General features: G+C 55.4%; 18 protein-coding genes. 12 read left to right on the plus strand and 6 right to left on the minus strand.

Annotation, left to right across the window (positions count from 1 at the left end):
* The first annotated feature begins 72 nt into the window (after positions 1-72).
* From AC3WK5_RS18085 to AC3WK5_RS18115, 7 genes are all read left to right on the plus strand, one after another.
* Positions 73-2,985, plus strand: a complete 2,913-nt coding sequence (locus AC3WK5_RS18085; RefSeq protein ID WP_103318205.1) for an aminotransferase — start codon at positions 73-75, stop codon at positions 2,983-2,985.
* A gap of 294 nt (positions 2,986-3,279) precedes the next feature.
* Positions 3,280-4,158, plus strand: a complete 879-nt coding sequence (gene aguB / locus AC3WK5_RS18090; RefSeq protein ID WP_103318203.1) for an N-carbamoylputrescine amidase — start codon at positions 3,280-3,282, stop codon at positions 4,156-4,158.
* Between the two features lie 5 nt (positions 4,159-4,163).
* Positions 4,164-5,270, plus strand: coding sequence for an agmatine deiminase (gene aguA, locus AC3WK5_RS18095; RefSeq protein ID WP_054595129.1), 1,107 nt, complete (start codon positions 4,164-4,166; stop codon positions 5,268-5,270).
* 247 nt (positions 5,271-5,517) lie between these two features.
* Complete coding sequence (locus tag AC3WK5_RS18100) at positions 5,518-5,718, plus strand: hypothetical protein (protein WP_054595130.1); 201 nt, start codon at positions 5,518-5,520, stop codon at positions 5,716-5,718.
* A 211-nt stretch (positions 5,719-5,929) separates the two neighbouring features.
* Positions 5,930-6,625, plus strand: coding sequence for a DsbA family protein (locus AC3WK5_RS18105; protein WP_103318201.1), 696 nt, complete (start codon positions 5,930-5,932; stop codon positions 6,623-6,625).
* Between the two features lie 25 nt (positions 6,626-6,650).
* Positions 6,651-7,046 carry a nuclear transport factor 2 family protein gene (locus AC3WK5_RS18110; protein WP_103318199.1) on the plus strand — a complete coding sequence of 132 codons (396 nt, stop codon included), beginning with the start codon at positions 6,651-6,653 and terminating at the stop codon, positions 7,044-7,046.
* Positions 7,047-7,282: 236 nt separating this feature from the next.
* Entirely contained in the window at positions 7,283-8,569 is a 1,287-nt protein-coding gene (locus AC3WK5_RS18115) for an OprD family porin (RefSeq protein ID WP_054595133.1), read from the plus strand.
* 101 nt (positions 8,570-8,670) lie between these two features.
* Here AC3WK5_RS18115 and AC3WK5_RS18120 read toward each other — a convergent pair whose 3' ends face one another.
* The gene (locus AC3WK5_RS18120) at positions 8,671-8,919 is read right to left on the minus strand and encodes a DUF3077 domain-containing protein (protein WP_103318197.1); all 249 of its coding nucleotides are present in this window, start codon (positions 8,917-8,919) and stop codon (positions 8,671-8,673) included.
* A gap of 298 nt (positions 8,920-9,217) precedes the next feature.
* On the opposite strand from AC3WK5_RS18120, the gene AC3WK5_RS18125 reads away from it, so the two are divergent.
* The 5 genes from AC3WK5_RS18125 to AC3WK5_RS18145 all read left to right on the plus strand — a co-directional run bounded on the left by AC3WK5_RS18125 (position 9,218) and on the right by AC3WK5_RS18145 (position 11,773).
* A complete protein-coding gene (locus AC3WK5_RS18125) occupies positions 9,218-9,433 on the plus strand; it encodes a tautomerase family protein (protein ID WP_103318195.1) in 216 nt (71 codons plus the stop codon).
* The gene (locus tag AC3WK5_RS18130) at positions 9,430-10,086 is read left to right on the plus strand and encodes a DsbA family oxidoreductase (protein ID WP_103318193.1); all 657 of its coding nucleotides are present in this window, start codon (positions 9,430-9,432) and stop codon (positions 10,084-10,086) included. Before AC3WK5_RS18125 ends, AC3WK5_RS18130 begins: the two co-directional genes overlap by 4 nt.
* A 41-nt stretch (positions 10,087-10,127) precedes the next feature.
* Complete coding sequence (locus AC3WK5_RS18135) at positions 10,128-10,838, plus strand: SDR family NAD(P)-dependent oxidoreductase (protein ID WP_103318191.1); 711 nt, start codon at positions 10,128-10,130, stop codon at positions 10,836-10,838.
* Between the two features lie 247 nt (positions 10,839-11,085).
* Positions 11,086-11,484: a carboxymuconolactone decarboxylase family protein gene (locus AC3WK5_RS18140; RefSeq protein ID WP_103318188.1), complete on the plus strand. Its 399-nt coding sequence runs from the start codon at positions 11,086-11,088 to the stop codon at positions 11,482-11,484.
* A gap of 43 nt (positions 11,485-11,527) precedes the next feature.
* Positions 11,528-11,773 carry a hypothetical protein gene (locus tag AC3WK5_RS18145; protein WP_103318186.1) on the plus strand — a complete coding sequence of 82 codons (246 nt, stop codon included), beginning with the start codon at positions 11,528-11,530 and terminating at the stop codon, positions 11,771-11,773.
* Positions 11,774-11,978: 205 nt separating this feature from the next.
* On the opposite strand, the gene AC3WK5_RS18150 is transcribed toward AC3WK5_RS18145, so the two are convergent.
* From AC3WK5_RS18150 to AC3WK5_RS18170, 5 genes are all read right to left on the minus strand, one after another.
* On the minus strand, positions 11,979-12,932 hold the full coding sequence (locus AC3WK5_RS18150; protein ID WP_103318184.1) for a TauD/TfdA family dioxygenase: 954 nt from the start codon (positions 12,930-12,932) through the stop codon (positions 11,979-11,981).
* Positions 12,933-12,962: 30 nt separating this feature from the next.
* The gene (locus AC3WK5_RS18155; protein ID WP_103322130.1) at positions 12,963-13,700 is read right to left on the minus strand and encodes a TSUP family transporter; all 738 of its coding nucleotides are present in this window, start codon (positions 13,698-13,700) and stop codon (positions 12,963-12,965) included.
* A 274-nt stretch (positions 13,701-13,974) separates the two neighbouring features.
* Positions 13,975-14,139, minus strand: a complete 165-nt coding sequence (locus AC3WK5_RS18160; protein WP_158248928.1) for a hypothetical protein — start codon at positions 14,137-14,139, stop codon at positions 13,975-13,977.
* A gap of 326 nt (positions 14,140-14,465) precedes the next feature.
* The gene (locus AC3WK5_RS18165; RefSeq protein ID WP_103319716.1) at positions 14,466-16,922 is read right to left on the minus strand and encodes a membrane-bound PQQ-dependent dehydrogenase, glucose/quinate/shikimate family; all 2,457 of its coding nucleotides are present in this window, start codon (positions 16,920-16,922) and stop codon (positions 14,466-14,468) included.
* A 230-nt stretch (positions 16,923-17,152) separates the two neighbouring features.
* On the minus strand, positions 17,153-18,055 hold the full coding sequence (locus AC3WK5_RS18170; RefSeq protein WP_103319714.1) for a GntR family transcriptional regulator: 903 nt from the start codon (positions 18,053-18,055) through the stop codon (positions 17,153-17,155).
* Positions 18,056-18,060 lie beyond the last annotated feature (5 nt).

Below are 18,060 nucleotides of genomic sequence, written 5' to 3' on the forward strand. Positions count from 1 at the left end.
GTATAAGGGGGTTGCGTATCGCGGTCAGCAGTGGCGATATAGACGCCTTATAAAAATTCCAGGGGTCGTTGTATGTCGCTCGCCACGTTGATTCATCGTGCCAGTCTGCCCAGCCCGCAAGTTACCGTGCAGCAAGCGCTGGAGCTGTTGCGCGAGCACTACGGCCTGAGCGGGACGTTGCAGTCGCTGGGCAGCCAGCAGGATCTCAACTACCGGCTCGACAGCGACCAGGGCCGTTTCGTCTTGAAAATCTGCCGGGGTGACTACGCGGCGCTGGAGCTGCACGCCCAGCACGCGGCACTCAAACACCTGGGCTCGCAGCCGGGTTTGCATGTGCCACGGGCGATTCCGGCGAAAAACGGCGAGGACCTGCTGACCCTGGAACTCGCCGGGCAAGCACTGCATGTGCGTTTGCTCGATTACATCGAAGGTCAATCGCTGACCCACCTCAAGCACCTTGGCCATGAACTGGTTGCCGGCCTCGGCCAACTCTGTGGCGAAATGGATCTGGCGCTGGCCGGGTTCGAGCATCCGGGGCTTGAGCGTGCCTTGCAGTGGGATGCCCGGCACGCCAATGCGTTGATCAATCACCTGCTGCCGGTGATCAGCGATGAGCGGCAACGAACATTGATCGCCGAGGCCGCGCAACAGGCCGAGCGGCGTTTGCAGCCGCTGATGGTGAAGTTGCCGGTGCAGGCGATTCACATGGACATCACCGATGACAATGTGGTCTGGAAACGGGATAAGCAGCGTCACTGGCGGTTGCAGGGCGTCATCGATTTTGGCGATCTGATTCGTACCTGGCGCATTACCGATCTGTCGGTGACCTGCGCTGCGCTGCTGCACCATGCCGATGGCGATCCACTGTGCATTTTGCCGGCGGTCCAGGCTTATCACGCGGTCAATCCGCTGAAGCACGAAGAGTTGCTGGCGCTGTGGCCGCTGATCGTCGCGCGTGCAGCGGTGCTGGTGCTCAGCGGTGAGCAGCAGGTCAGCATCGATCCGCAGAATCAGTACAGCCGCGACAATCTGAACCACGAGTGGGAGATCTTCCGCGTCGCGACCTCGGTGCCATTTGAACTGATGGAAGCGGCGATTCTGATAGCGGTCGGCCAGTCGTTGCCGGCGATTGCCAGTCAGGGTTTTGCGCCATTGCTGCCGAGCCTGGTCGGCCGCGAGTTTGCCTTGATCGACCTCGGTGTCTTGAGCCCGCATTTCGAAGCGGGCAACTGGGAGCAGGACGGCATCGATCAACGTCTGCTGGTCGAGGCGGCTGCAGCCCATGGTTTGGCGGCCAGTCGTTACGGGCAATACCGTTTATCGCAGACGCGTCCGGACAGTGCCGTCGAGCCGGACACGTGCCCGCTGCACGTTGACTTGCAGGTGCCGCAGGGCACAACGGTTGAAGCGCCCTTTGCCGGCGTCGTGCACCTGTGCACCGACGGCCGCGTGCAACTGGACAGCGCACAATTGAGCGTGCGCCTGTGGGGTGTCAAACCTTCACTGCACACCGGTGCGGCCGTGCTCAAAGGGCAGGTGCTGGGCGAGGTCGGCGGCGCGCTGCGGGTTCAGCTCAGCCGTGGCGCGGAACTGAATCCACCACTGTTTTGCTTACCGTCCCGCGCATCTGCCTGGCAGGCGTTGTGCCCATCGCCCGCGGCGTTGTTGGGGCTGGCTTGCGACGCAGAGGCCGAACTTGATCCGCATACTTTGTTGGAACGCCGCGATGCGAGTTTTGCCCGCTCGCAAAAACACTATTACGTCGATCCGCCGCGCATCGAGCGGGGCTGGCGCAATCATCTGATCGACATGCAGGGCCGCTCCTACCTGGACATGCTCAACAACGTTGCGGTGCTCGGTCACGGCCACCCGCGCATGGCAGCCGAGGCCAGCCGCCAGTGGTCGTTGCTCAACACCAACTCGCGTTTCCACTACGCGGCTATCGCCGAGTTCTCCGAGCGTTTGCTGGCACTGGCGCCGGACTCGATGGATCGGGTGTTTCTGGTCAACAGCGGTACCGAGGCCAATGACCTGGCGATTCGTCTGGCGTGGGCCTACAGCGGCGGTCGCGACATGCTCAGCGTGCTTGAGGCGTATCACGGCTGGTCGGTGGCCGCCGATGCGGTGTCGACTTCAATTGCAGATAACCCCAAGGCTCTCAGCAGTCGTCCGGACTGGGTGCACCCGGTGACGGCGCCGAACACCTATCGTGGCGAGTTCCGTGGCCTCGACAGCGCGCCGGATTACGTGCGCAGCGTCGAACACAACCTGGCGAAGATTGCCGAGCAGAAGCGACAACTGGCCGGTTTTATCTGCGAGCCGGTGTACGGCAACGCCGGTGGAATCTCTCTGCCACCGGGTTACCTGAAACAGGTGTATGCGCTGGTCCGTGCCCAAGGTGGCGTGTGCATCGCCGATGAAGTGCAGGTCGGCTACGGTCGCATGGGCAAGTTCTTCTGGGGCTTTGAAGAGCAGGGCGTAGTGCCGGACATCGTCACCATGGCCAAAGGTATGGGCAACGGCCAGCCATTGGGCGCGGTCATTACCCGTCGCGAAATCGCCGAGGCGCTGGAGGCAGAAGGCTATTTCTTCTCGTCGGCAGGCGGCAGCCCGGTCAGTTGCCGCATCGGCATGGCGGTGCTGGATGTGATGAAGGAAGAGAAACTCTGGGAAAACGCCCGGATCGTTGGCGGGTATTTCAAGGAGCGGCTTGAGGCGTTAATCGAGCGCCATCCTTTGGTAGGCGCGGTGCATGGCTCCGGTTTCTATCTGGGCGTGGAGCTGATTCGTAACCGCGAAACCCTGGAACCGGCCACGGAAGAAACCACGGCGTTGTGCGACCGCCTGCGCGAATTGGGCATTTTCATGCAGCCGACCGGCGATTACTTGAACATTCTCAAGATCAAACCACCGATGGTGACCACGCGACACAGTGTGGATTTCTTTGTCGATACCTTGTCGAAGGTGCTGGGCGAAGGCCTCTAAACACATCCCTGTGGGAGCGGGCTTGCTCGCGAATACGGTTTGCCATTCAGCATTGATGTCGACTGATCCACCGCATTCGCGAGCAAGCCCGCTCCCACAGGATATAAGTTCGATTGTTATCGGTGTTTTATGAAGTATTTTCGACGGAACGGATGATTGTCGCTTTTAAAGCCGATTTTTATCGGTTATAAAGTCGCCTAACGCCACGGCGTAGTTCACCGCGCCTGGCCGTTCCCATTTCTGTCATCGGTCGATGCCACTATCGACCCTCTGAACCCGCCCGGGAGATGATTCATGAGCCGTATCGTTACCGTCGCCGCTACCCAGATGGCTTGTTCCTGGGACCTTGAAGCCAACATCGAGACCGCTGAGAAGCTGGTCCGTGAGGCCGCAGCCAAAGGCGCACAGATCATCCTGATCCAGGAACTGTTCGAGACCCCGTACTTCTGCCAGAAGCCGAACCCGGACTACCTGCAGCTGGCCACTTCAGTTGAAGACAACGTGGCCATCAAGCACTTCCAGAAAGTCGCCAAAGAACTGCAAGTCGTGCTGCCGATCAGCTTCTTCGAACTGGCGGGTCGCGCACGCTTCAACAGCATCGCGATCATCGATGCCGATGGCAGCAACCTCGGGATTTATCGTAAAAGCCACATCCCGGACGGTCCTGGGTATCACGAAAAGTACTACTTCAACCCGGGTGATACCGGCTTCAAAGTCTGGAACACCCGTTACGCGAAAATCGGCGTGGGCATCTGCTGGGATCAGTGGTTCCCGGAATGCGCCCGCAGCATGGCGTTGCAAGGCGCGGAAATCCTGTTCTACCCAACCGCCATCGGCAGCGAACCGCACGACAAGACCATCTCGTCCCGCGACCACTGGCAGCGCGTCCAGCAAGGCCATGCCGGTGCCAACCTGATGCCGCTGATCGCCAGCAACCGCATCGGCAATGAAGAGCAGGACGGCTACGACATCACTTTCTACGGCTCCTCGTTCATCGCCAACCAGTTCGGCGAGAAAGTCCAGGAGCTCAACGAAACCGAAGAAGGCGTACTGGTTCAGAGCTTCGACCTCGACGAACTGGAGCACATCCGCAGCGCCTGGGGTTCGTTCCGTGACCGTCGTCCAAACCTGTACGGCGCAATCAAAACCCTCGACGGTTCCCTGGAGTCCTGATCACTATGACTACTTTGCACAGCACGCCTCGCGCTGACGGTTTTTATATGCCCGCCGAGTGGGCGACCCAAACCCAGACCTGGATGGTCTGGCCGGAGCGCCCGGACAACTGGCGCCTGGGTGGCAAGCCGGCGCAAGCCGCTCATGTTGCGGTGGCCAAGGCCATCGCGCGTTTTGAACCGGTGACCGTTGCCGTCTCGGCGGCCCAGTACGAAAACGCCCGTGCGCGTCTGGACGTGCCGAATATCCGCCTCGTCGAGATGTCCAGCGACGACGCTTGGGTCCGTGATACCGGCCCGACCTTCGTCATCAATAACAGCGGCGAAGTCCGTGGTGTCGACTGGGACTTCAACGCCTGGGGCGGCTTTGATGGCGGTCTGTATTCGCCGTGGAATCGTGACTCGCAAGTGGCCGGCAAGATCCTCGAGATCGAGCGCAGCCCACGTTACCGCACCGAGGGTTTCGTGCTCGAAGGCGGTTCGATCCACGTCGATGGCGAAGGCACGCTGATTACAACCGAAGAGTGCCTGTTGAATCGTAATCGCAATCCGCACATGAGCCGTGCCGACATCGAAGCGGTGCTGAGCGCACAATTGGCTGTGGATAAAATCATCTGGCTGCCGGACGGTTTGTTCAACGACGAAACCGACGGTCATGTGGATAACTTCTGCTGCTATGTGCGTCCCGGTGAAGTGCTATTGGCCTGGACCGACGATCCGCAGGATCCGAACTACCCGCGTTGCCAGGCTGCAATGAAGGTCTTGCAAAGCACCAAGGACGCCAAGGGCCGCCCATTTAAGGTGCACAAAATGCCGATTCCGGGGCCGCTTTACGCGACCGAGGAAGAGTGCGCCGGTGTCGACCCGGTGGACGGTACCCAAGAACGTAACCCTTCAGTGCGCCTGGCCGGTTCCTACGTGAACTTCCTGATCGTCAACGGCGGCATCATTGCGCCGAGCTTTGACGATCCGCTGGACGCGCAAGCCAAGGAAATCCTCCAGAACCTGTTCCCGCAGCACGAAGTGGTGATGGTGCCGGGGCGTGAACTGTTACTGGGTGGCGGTAACATCCATTGCCTTACCCAACAACAGCCGGCACCGCACAAAGGTTGAGTGAAGTTGTAACAACTAGTGGCGCTGAATTGATCCGTGTTTTATCCGGTTCATGTGAGTGACCCCTTATCTAACCCGCAGCTCCTATGGACTGCGGGTTTTTTTATATCCACATGCCGGCCTGGCAGGCACTTTGGCATAGCTCTTGTATCTGTCTGAGAGCAATTCTCGGGAATGTAGAACCGCGTTGTTCTGTCATAAACCTTGGATAAGTTAGCCGCTCACGAACCAGGAGAGAGCGCCGGAAATGAATATGGTCAGCGAGCGGACATCGCATCCCTTGGCAATGAATGGCGAATCGCTTCAGGTGCTGGCGCAATGGTTGAAATCCAACGGAACGCGACAGGTCAGAGAACCTGACCCGCGCAGGATGATGATCGAGCGTTATCCCGCTGGTTTATTCAGTGAGGCAGAACTTGAAGCCTTGTGGGATGTGATTGAAGGATAGAAAGCAAAGGATTGGTAAAGCGCTGCCCGGATGGCAGCGCTTTTTTTTGCCCTTGGAAAAGCGGGTTCAGGTTTGGTCCAGCCTGTCGTAGCCCAAACACACCATTTGACCGATCTGCGAAACAGACTAAAAGCCATTACGGCGTTTTTCCCTCTCCGTCATAGGAATAGTCTGCCGGCATCGAATTCCTACGACTTTGCTGGAGCTTTCCATGTCTACCGCGACCCTTCATTACATCTACGACCCACTGTGCGGCTGGTGCTACGGTGCCAAGCCATTGGTGCAAGCGGCACAGGCAGTCTTGCCGGTGATCGCCCATGGTGGCGGCATGATGACTGGCGCCAACCGGCAGACTGTTTCACCTCAACTGCGTGATTACGTGATGCCTCACGACCGACGCATCGCCGAATACACCGGGCAGCCATTTGGTGAGGCGTATTTCGAAGGCCTGTTGCGCGATCACACCGCCGTGTTTGATTCGGCACCACCGATTGCTGCCGTATTGGCGGCTGAGCAACTCGCCGGACGTGGGCTGGAACTGCTGGGGCGTTTGCAGAGCGCACACTACGTGGAAGGTCGGCGGATTGCCGATGAAGCGGTGTTGTTGGAACTCGCTGCATCGATTGGCCTGGAAGCTGAGTCCTTCAAGCGCGAGTTCAAGGACGCACTGGCGAACGAAACCCAAGACCACATCAAGAAAAGCCGCGCACTATTGGCGAAAGTCGGTGGCCAGGGCTTCCCGACATTGGTGCTGGAGCAGGACGATCAATTCACTGTGGTCGACATCAGTCCATGGCTCGGTAAGCCTGAAGCATTTGCGGCCTGGTTGAGCCAATCAGTCGTCGCCCATCCGAACGAATCCACTTCCCCGGTTCAAGCCTGTGGCCTGGACGGTTGTGCTCACTGATCTCATCGACTACGCGGAGCGACCCATGGATAACCTGAGCCTGATCAAAAGTACTTACGAAGGTGCCAACTCCCAGGAGAATGCACGCAACACTGCTGCAGCGTTGGCCGCCGATGCGCAATGGACAGAAGCGGCTGGGTTTCCCTATGCGGGGACCTACGTCGGTTTTGACGCCATCGTCGAGAATGTCTTCAAGCGACTGGGCACTGAATGGGAAAATTTTCAGTTCAAGGTCGAGAGCTACGTCGCGCAGGGTGACAAGGTATTCGCCTATGGAAATTACAGCGGAATCTACAAGGCCACGGGTCGTCCGATGAACGCCCGAGTCGCGCATTTGTGGACTTTGGCGAACGGTAAAGTCACCCATTTCGAGCAGTTTGTGGACAGCCACACAGTGCAATTGGCGATCGCTGAGCAGTAAGTTCTTAGACGATTTTCGCCTAATTACAGAAGATTCACGAAATTGACACATGCTTAAGGGCACGGCTAGGATTCGCCCCAACGCCTGTGGCCAACCGCCACGACTCCAAAAAATAATAAGGGCCTGCCTCGCTTTTGCGTGGGCGGGCCTTTTGTTTCGGAGTGAAAAAAGAGCGCAATAGCAGCCATTTCAGCCAGCGGTCACAGCGCGTATCAACCCGTAATAAGGAAAATAACATGTTGAATAAGCGGATCGGTCTGATCGCTCTGGGGATTTTTAGCGCCACTCAAGCCATGGCTAACGACCAGGCGGAGTCCAAAGGTTTTGTTGAAGACAGCAGCCTGAAAGTGCTGTTGCGCAACGCCTACATCAATCGTGATTACAAGAACGGTAAAGAAGACAAGGCCGAGTGGGGCCAGGCTGCCATCGGCACCTTCTCGTCGGGCTTCACCCAGGGCACCGTGGGTGTCGGCGTTGATGCCTTCGGTCTGTACGCCCTGCGCCTCGATGGCGGCAAGGGCCGTAGCGGCGCCGGCGGTATCGACTTCTTCAAGCAAGGCGACAGCGGCGAAGCTGCCGATGACCTGGCCAAGGCTGGCGCGGCGGTAAAATTCCGTCTGTCCAACACCGTGTTGACCTACGGCGACCAGATGCCGGAGCTGCCGGTGCTGAACTATGACAACTCGCGTCTGCTGCCTGAAAGCTACACCGGCACCTTGATCACCTCCAAGGAGATCAAAGGCCTGGAGCTGAACGCTGGCCGTTTCACCGCCGAATCGCGCAAGAGCGCCGAAGGTCGTGACAGCGGTGGCCTGAAATCGATCAACGTCTTGGGCGGTCGCTACCAGTTCACCGAACAGTTCAAAGGTGCGTTCTACGCGTCCAACGTTGAAGACGTCCTGAAGAAACAGTACGTGAACCTGAACTACGTGTTCCCGCTGGCCACCGATCAGTCCCTGACCTTCGACTTCAACGGCTACCAGACCAAGCTGGACAAGTCCTACGCCCTTGATAACAAAACCGAAGGCCAGGACAACAAAATCTGGAGCCTGGCGGCGACCTTTGTCACCGGCCCGCACTCGTTCACCCTCGCACACCAGCGCAGCACCGGTGACAGCAACCTTGGCTACCCGTACGGCGGCTATCAGAAAGAACAGGGTCGTGTCGGTGACGGTGGCAACACCATCTACCTCGCCAACTCCTACTGGTCCGACTTCAACGCTGAAGACGAACGCAGCTGGCAGCTAGGCTACGGCCTCGACTTCGGCGCTTTCGGCGTTCCAGGCCTGACCTACAACGTGGCATACGTGCGTGGCGACAACATCACCACCGCCACCAGCACCGGCGGTACCGAGCGCGAAATCTTCAACCAGTTCAAGTACGTGGTCCAAAGCGGCCCGGCCAAAGACTTGAGCGTGAAAGTGCGCAGCTCGGTCCTGCGCGTGTCGCAGAAATCCAGCGACTACAACGTCAGCGGCAACGAAGTCCGTGTGTTCGTGGATTACCCGATCAACATCTTCTGATGATCGGTTGCGTGGTTGAGGCCTGAAGCAAGGCCGAAATGAGAAAGCCCCGACTGGTTCGGGGCTTTTTCTTGCGTGCGGATCAGGTTCAGACAGCGACGTTACTGGCTGCGGTTGTTACCTGGCGCGCCCAACACCTTCACCACGTCATCGATCACCGCCTTACTCATCTCCTGCAAATAGTGCGACGCCCAGGCATAGCGGTCCGTATTGCGCTCCATCGCCGCGTCTTCGGCCAGCAGTTTGGAAAGGTGGAGCAAGTCGGAAACGTGGGACAGGGCTTCGCGGATCGGGACGCCGCTGTTGACGCGGAAGAGGGGTTGGTCGGAGTGGATGGAGAAGGGCCGCAAGCGTGGCGAATTGGAAGCTTTGGTCGGGGGAGTTTTAGTGAAAAACCTGGCGACGACCTTATCAGTGCGAGTAAACCGGGCATTGGATATGGCCCATAAACACGCTCAAAACCAGCGTTCTTCCAGGGTTTTTCAGGGGCGGAAAGCCGGTTTAGACATATCAATATCCTGCCCATATTAATTACATCACGTCACTAATGATGTGCTTGAACCCATCTTTATCCCACCAAGGCAACGTCATACAGTCGACTCCACCACCTGCCCATCATCCCGAAGGGAAGGTCACTGGAGAGTCGTCATGCCTTTCGTCAGCGTGCGCATTACCCGCGATGGCGTTACCCCGGAGCAGAAAGCTCAGGTGATCGCCGAAATCACTGAAACCCTGGAGCGGGTCCTCAACAAACGCCCGGACCTGACTCACATCGTGATCGAAGAAGTCGACACCGATAACTGGGGCTATGCCGGGATCACCACCACCCAGTACCGAAAACAACTGGCAGAGGGGCAGTCATGAGGCGCCCCGTCACCATCGATTTCATCTCCGATGTGGTGTGCCCGTGGTGCGCCTTGGGTGTGACGGCGCTGGAGCTAGCTATCGAGAATCTGGCTGGGGAAGTTCCGGTCGAGCTGACCTTCAAGCCTTTTGAGTTGAACCCGGACATGCCGGCTGAAGGTGAGAACGCGGTCCAGCACCTGATGCGCAAATACGGGCGCAGCGCCGAGGACATCGCGGCCGGCAAAGCGATGCAGATCGCCCGTGGTCAAGCCATCGGTTTCACGTTCGATTTGGAGAAACGCAGCCACTTCTACAACACCTTTGATGCTCACCGCCTGTTGTTCTGGGCATTGCAGGAAGGGCGGCAGATCGAACTGAAGAAAGGCTTGCTGCGTGCTTATTTCAGCGACGGCCAGAACCCCAGCGATCGCGAGACGCTGGTCCGTCTGGCGGCTGATGCGGGCCTGGATGCGGCGCGTGCGCGTGAGGTGTCGGCGTCAGGAGCGTTTGCCACGGAGGTGCGTGAGCTTGAAGCGTTTTACCGCGATCACGGCATCAATTCGGTACCGGCCATGATCCTCAACGGTCGTCACCTGGTGTCCGGTTCGCAATCGGTCGAGTACTACGAACAGATGCTGAGGCAAATGGCGCAGGCCCCCGCTGAAGCCTGATTGATCACGTTTAAAACTCCATTATTTTGTAGAGGTTCATCATGAGCAATTCGAAAAAAGTCATTGTTATTACCGGCGCATCCCAAGGTCTCGGCGCAGGCATGGTCAAGGCCTTCCGTGATCTCGATTACCGGGTGGTTGCCACTTCGCGTTCGATCAAACCGTCCACCGACCCGGACATCCTCACCGTGGCAGGCGACATCGGCGACCCGGCGATTGCCGAGCGGGTGATTCGTGAAGCGATCGCACGTTTTGGCCGTATCGACACCCTGGTCAACAATGCCGGGATCTTCGTCGCCAAGCCGTTCACCGCGTATACCCACGAAGACTATGCCGCGGTGTTGTCGGTGAACCTGAATGGCTTCTTCTACATCACCCAACTCGCCATCGCCGAGATGGAAAAACAAGGACGCGGCCACGTCGTCAACATCACCACCAGCCTGACAGACCACGCTGTCGACGGCGTGCCGTCGGTACTGGCATCGTTGACCAAAGGGGGCCTCAACGCCGCAACCAAATCCCTGGCCATCGAATACGCCAAGCGTGGCATTCGCGTGAACGCGGTCAGCCCCGGCATCATCAAAACGCCAATGCACGCCGAAGAAACCCACGAAGCGCTGGGCAATTTGCACCCGGTCGGGCACATGGGCGAGATCAGCGACATCGCCCAGGCCGTTGTGTATCTGGACTCCGCCGGATTCGTCACCGGCGAAATCCTGCACGTCGATGGCGGTCAGAGTGCCGGTCACTAAGACATGCTTTTCCAAACCCCGGAAACAACAAAGCCCTCGCATTACTGCGGGGGCTTTGTTTGATAACTCCAAGTATTTAGTGGTCCGTCATTGCGCCAAAAAAGTCTAAATCCATCCTGTTGTTTCTACGATATTTAAAGATTCGTTGCTGGAGTTGTCCTGCTGCCGGCTCTGGCATGGGCGCCAGCGAACTAAACTAAGTTGTACCTCTGGTGCAGATGTCTCCAGAGAGGTAAGGAGGTGCCAAATGGCCATTCGTGATACCTATCGGGAAATTGAGCAGACCCTGGGTCAGGTACCGGAGTGGATCAAGCAGATGCCGGAAGGTGCAGCGAACGGATTCTGGGGCGTAGCCCGGGATTTTTGGCTGGCAGAAACAAAGATTCCTAACAAATACAAGGAGTTGATAGGTCTGGCAGTGTCCGGGGCGACTCGTTGTAAGTATTGCGCCCTGTTCCATACCGAAGCCGCGCGCTTGTTTGGCGCGAGCGATGAGGAAATTTCCGAAGCCAGCTTTATGGGGTCGCTGACCATGATGGGCAGCACCTTTATTAACGCCCAGCAGATCGACTACGAGCAGTTCCGGCAGGAAACGCTGAGTATCGTCCGGTATGTCAAAGAACACTCGCAACCCAAAGCCGCATAAGCCGTTGCGGGAACCAGCCCTTCGCCAACTGACGGAGGATAAATTGATTGCAATCACCGGCGATGGTCTTAGGACCACCGCTCGGTGGCAAGCGGCCGTGATGCGCGCCATCAGCGAACTCATGCAATACAGCGACAGCGCCCGCGAAGAAAACCAGGACTTGCGCATTCCCTTCGCCAAAGCACTGCATGACCTCTATGCGGGACAGAAGTCCGACGCCGAATTGACGGAAATGGTGTTGCTGATGCTGGAAGTGGAAACCGCGCCTTTGCTTGGCAAAGGGCCCTAGGCGGGAGCGCGGGTTTTTCCAAACCCCGGAAACAACGAAGCCCTCGCATCGCTGCGGGGGCTTTGTTTGTAGGAGGCGGAAGAAAAAATCGGGACAGACCACGATTTATTCAGCATCTGCATATTCATTTAAGTCAGAAATCGTGGTCTGTCTCCGAATTACTCGTCAATCAGGAGCATTGTCAAGGAGGTGTCCATAGTGAGTGTCACTCGACAATCATATCAAGCTCGTTGTGAGCTTTTGATAGCGGCTTACTCGGCGGGTAGTGAATGCCGCATGTATAGTCAATAAGCAAATGCTCTGAATTTTCTTGTTGGGCAATATTATATTTTTGAAAGGGGAACATTGCTCTGCGCACAGGTGACTGATTCAATATATTTTTAAATGTGACTTGTGAATCATCAGCAATCCAAAGTCTTCTTACTTTTCTTTTCTTGCTGCCATCAACGAACTGATGGCGTGCGTGTAAAACTCTAAGGTTATCCATGACCAGAATGTCCCCAGGGTCAAGGCTTATATTAATGATGTAGTTCTCGTTAGTGGAGTAATTGTTTTGGATGTAATTGAATGCAGCGCTAGCCCACTGAGGAATAAAGGCAGTGCTGTCATATCTATAACGAATTCTTAACCGGTTATCATTAATTTTTTCGAATACAGAACAATCCATGGATAATAAGTCGTCTCGACAGTAGGTGACACTGCCGCTGGTCATCAATACCTTTAATATGTCAGCTTGATTTGCAAGCAAATCATTGTAGATTTTTTGCCCGTCAATCAAAAAATTATCTCCGCCAGTCTCCGGCTTTGATACGCATTGGAGAATTACAAATTTGGGAGGTGTGATTTTTCTTGCCACGCCGTCAACATAAGCCATCCCATTCAAAAAAGACCCATCAGTATGAGGGAAAAAATCACTTGATAATTCACCGTGGTAATCATCTTTGAAGTTTTGCCAGTCCTTGTTTATTGATTCTCCACCTCCCACCACTCCATTTTTATCGGATTTTGTATGGAATTGAATTGATCCAAACTTGCCGGCGATATCCCTAAATGCCTCCAAAGAGTTATCTTGAGGTTTGACAACACAATATCCATGCTCATTAAGAAAAGCTGAGATTCCTTTGATGTCAGAACAATCGATTTTTTTGCTTTTCGCCATTTCACACTCCTTGTTGTGATGAGATAAATTTCAAACGCTCTGAATGAAATGATCCAGAATCATTTTAAAACCAAAAAACGTAACGCCAACTTTCAAAAGCATGGCGCCTACACGCTGCGATATTCGATCTCTAAGAAATCCACCGAAATACGAGCCGCCAGTGGAGGCTATGATCATGATGGTGATGAGGTATGCGTAGTCCATGAATGCAAAGCCAGCCATAACAAAAGCAGCGACCTTCAAACCGTGCAGTACACTCATTTGCATTGCATGGGTGACGATCACTTCATCTTTTTTAATATTCATCCTCATCAAAATAGGCTGTGATATCAAACCGGTTACAGCCACAAAGAGTGAAAGAAATGTTTGAACAAACCCAACGATTGCAAAATTTTTAAATATGAACCCCAGGTGTGACACGATCTTGGTCCATGTTATTGCCAGAATGAAAAAACCAAGCGCGAGTGATAGATATTTCTCAGGGAATTTCCCTATAAAGAAATATCCAATGAGTGCTCCCGCCAGACAGCCGATGATGTATTTAGGAAGAATTTCTATTTTTGCACTCTTGTAATCAAAAGCAAATCGACTGGCATTGCTCACCATTTGAATTAAGCCGTGAACCGGCACAACCGCTGATATAGGTAAAAATTGAGGCATCACTGCAAGCAATCCAATTCCGCCACCAACGCCAATGGCGGCAGTCATAAATGAAGTTATAAAGCTGACGCCCACCAAGACATATAAGCCGGAAAAATGTTCAATCATTTTTAATTCCTGTTGAGTTTTCTTAAAATTACAATGTGTATCTCGGTGCGGTGGCTTCTCGCATTGCTGTTTTTTCGCTGCATAAGTGTCTGTGGACGGTCATAACATAATGATGGGTTTTCAGTTGGCCTCAGTCGTCATTGCTTTTAAAGGCAATAAGATGATCACGCGTGCACAGATCATCCGTCTCACCATTTGAGCTGCATGCTTTTTCAAGGGTGATAAAATTCTGCCCCTGCTCAAGGGCTCGTAGATAACAATGAGTAAAGTCGGGCTAGTACGTGAGTGCTGGGGCTGGTGTAATAAACAGCTGGCCGATCACTTCTTTCATAGGGAAAATTTTGATGTCATAAATAATTAGGCCGGTGGTGCGCTGCAGTGAAGCGCTAAAGAGCTGACTCCCCTTGCGGGTCATGATCTCCTTTATATCAATATTCATCCAGTTCGCCGAGGCGCCGTCTGCTGTTTAAGTTGCTGGGAGACGGTGTCTAGGACACTATTAGATTTTTGGTAGTTGCTATCGCTCTTTGCGAAAAGTTTCTGAATGCCGGCGTGATAGTGTGCCAGTTCTTATAATTTGGTAAGGGCGTTGATGTATGAGGGTCAAGGTGTTGGAGAGCTTGTCTTCGAAAGTTCTTGAGGTGTTACCAGGCTCTCCACCATCACTGAAGTTTTCCTCGTTAGCAGGCGAGGCTATTCGAATATCCATATATTTACCTCCCTGTCCGACAGTGTTACGGAGAGCCTTTTCAGGCGGAGTACGATTTACTTCTCGGGCAGGGCCCAAGCGATGATGCTGTCACCCAACTTGGTTGGAATTCGGTCATGACCGCCGACTACTGCCACGACGTACTGTCGGCCCTGGCTCATGTAGGTCAAGGGTGAAGCCTGATTGCCCGCGGGAAGGCGTTCTTCCCACAGTAGTTCTCCACTTTCACTGTCGTAAGCCCGCATGAAACGATCAATGGCGGCACCGATGAACGTCACGCCCCCAGCGGTTGTCACACCTGTTGCGTCACTCGGCGTGCCGATTTCGAAGCGCGTACGAGAGGCGATTCCCCAAGGCCCGCTGTCGTACCCCGTACCGAACGGACGACTCCAGACTACGTCGCGTGTACGCAGGTCTATGCCAGCAATGAAGCCCCAAGGTGGAGCAATGCATGGTTGGTCAAGGGATGACATCCATGGATCTTTGATGGCGCCGTAAGGCAGTCCGGCCTGGACGCGAAAGCCTTGGCTTTTACCCGGCGCTTCTTGGAATGACTTGGCATTGATGGCGTCGAGTTGTTCGCGAGGAACTAGCCCCTGCATGTAAGGGATCCGCTGGTTATTAATGATCAGTAGGCCTCGTTTGAGGTCTACCATCACGCCTCCCCAGTTCAAGCCGCCATGATGGCCGGGGAAAATCAGGCTTTGTTGGCCTACGACTGGCGGTGTGAAGATCCCTTCGTAGCGTGCCAGGCGAAACTCGATGCGACATTGCAACTGATCGAATGGAGTTAAGCCCCAGGCATTTGCCTCGGTCAGTACTTCCGGCGTTTTCGATGGGCGTCCCATGGTGCTCGGCATATTGGGCGAAAGCGGCTGGGTGGCCGAAGTGTAGTCTCCAGGAGCGGTTCCCTGTGGGACGGGAGATTGCACGATATCCACCAAAGGCTCGCCGGTGGCGCGGTCAAGTACGAACAGTTGGCCGGATTTGGTAGCTTGAATGACGGCGGGGCGTGTGCCCGTTGATGTGGGGAAATCAATCAGATTGGGTTGTGGGCTCAGGTCGTAGTCCCATAGATCGTGGTGAACTGTCTGGAAATGCCATCTGACCTTGCCTGTGGCCGCATCCAGTGCAACCAGGGAGGAGCTGAACGTGTCTTCTTGTTCCGTGCGAGTACCCCCATAGAAGTCGCCGGCAGCGTTGCCGGTGGTGACATACACCAATCCCAGTTCATCGTCGGCGGATAGCGGTGCCCAGGAGTTGGGTGTGCTGAGCGTGTAGGTTTCGTCGTCGCGAGCGGGGGCATTGGTGTCTGGACGGCCTAAGTCCCAAGCCCATTTTTGTTTGCCGGTAACCGCGTCGTAGGCACGAACCACTCCCGAGGGTGCTGGGCGCACATCTGAATCAAGGACTCGGCCTCCGGTGATCACCACCCCGCGGATTACAATGGGGGCGGAGGTAATACCGGTCGACCCTTTTCTGAAGGTGCCTAACCCGTCTTTCAAATCCGCAAAGCCTGCATTGCCGAAGCCGGGGCACGTTTGGCCAGTCAAGGCGTCTACCGCTCCCAAGCGAATATCGTTGGTGCCCCAGATAATGCGCGAAGCGCACAGGCCACTGGCATTTGGCACTTCGAAATAGGAGACACCGCGACAGTATGCGCCGCCATTGTCGAAGTAGGCTGGGTCGACTTTGGAGTCAAACCGCCAGTTTTCCTTCCCGGTGGTGGCATCCAGAGAAATGATGATTTGCTTTGGGGTGCAGGTATAGAGCGAGTTACCCACCTTGATCGGAGTGGCCTCGTTCAAGTATTTGGTTTTTTCACCTGGTTGCTTCACGTCGCCGTGGTGGTATTCCCAGGCTTTCACCAAGCCCGACACATTCGAAGGAGTGATTTGCGATGCTGCGGAATAGTGGTTGCCCAAGTTGGAGCCTGCATAAGCGGTCCAGTTGGTTTCGTCGTGTGACGCGGCAACATTACCGTCCGGTGACGTCACCGTGTTGCGACTGAAGGGTTGTTCGGGGCGCGTCGTTGCAAGCGTCAAGTCGGCAAGGTGAACGGCTGTCGGGAAGAACAGGGGCACCAGGATGGTGACTGCCATGAGTATCGGCAGTAGACCCATGATGGTGAAGTAATGACTTCTTCTGGCGTTTGCAAAGTCACGACGCACCAAGGGCCAAAAAGCCAGAAATGGAACGCTGAGAACAGCCAGCCAGGCTAAGCGTGGAATGAAGGCCCAACCATCGTACCCGGACTCCCAGATCGCCCAAGCGTAGGTGGCCAGGGAGGCCGCACCATAGAGGTAGATGCCGAGAGACTGTTTCAGGCCAATGAGAATGGCCGATAGCAACAGGGCGGTGCCCATCATGGCGTAATAAGGTGACCCGCCTGCTGCCACCAGAGCGCCCCCTTGATAGGCCAGTGTCACTCCAAGCAGGGCAACACATATTGTGTACACACCGAACAGAAGGTTCGAGACTCCCGCTCCTCTACTCAACGTCCTTCCGTTCATTACGATCATCCCTGTGCGTTTGGATATGGCTTCGCGTCCGAGCGGTGCGCATAATTGATCATTGTTGCAATGAAATACAATATCCGAAGTTAATATTAACTATTTAGTGCGGATGAAATGTGTTTCTGTATATTACGTCGATGAAAAACAATCGTGCCAAGCTGATCAGAGAGCTATTGGAGCGCGCGCTGACGAAGCTTCGATCAGTAATAGGGGGCTAGTGGTGCGCTCTATATCCCATCATCTTCTGGCATGACGTCCTGATGGGTCTTGAGTCGGCCCACTTCGTCCAGATGCCTCCAGAGAAATTGCGCGGCTTCTTCACGGCGATCAGACTCGATGAGGTCGAGCAAATGGATGTGTTCCTGGCATTGCGCCATAAGACGAGTGCGATCGACGTTGGCTTTGTAGCCCACGAAACGTCTGAGTTGGTTTTGCTGGCGGATGGAATCGATGAAAAAGACATTTCCGGAGCACTGCACGATCAGTTCGTGAAACTGGGCGCCGACTTGGAACAGTTGGGCACGTGACAAGGTGTGGATATCCCCATCGAGCATGGCCTGCTGTTGCTGCCTGGCCTTGGCAAACGCGGCGTGATTGATCTGATAACCGGGCTCAAGCAGAGCGGCCGGCTCGATGGCCATACGGAAGCGGTAGCTTTGGATGTATGTCTGGGCGTTATGCACGAAGTCCTTGAGACCCCATCCTTGCCCTGGCTTGCGCTCCACCATGGCTTCGCTGGCCAGCCTGTTCAATACCTTGAGCAATTGTCCACGGGGCACTTCGTAACGGCGCAACAACTGCGCTTCGAAAAAGTGGGCCGGTATTTCGCCGCCAAGAATGTCGTCGACTACACGAAGGTAAAAGTCTTCGAAAGGATCACTGGCGAGAGGGAATGTTGTTTCCTGAATCTGCCCAGCGCCTTGTTTCAGAAAGTAGCCACGATTGGGTTCCTGGATGGCGAGATCCCACTCGGCGAGCAAGGCAAAAACTCGCCGAATAGGTGAGCGCGAAACACCAAGCGCTTGTGCGAACGTCTGCTCGCGCAACGGCTCACCGGCTTTCATCGACCGGGCGCGAACCATGTCGATGACGCGTGGGGCCAACTGCAAGGCGAGGTCTTTCTTGATCACAGGCT

This window comes from Pseudomonas sp. FW306-02-D09B (assembly GCF_058782685.1).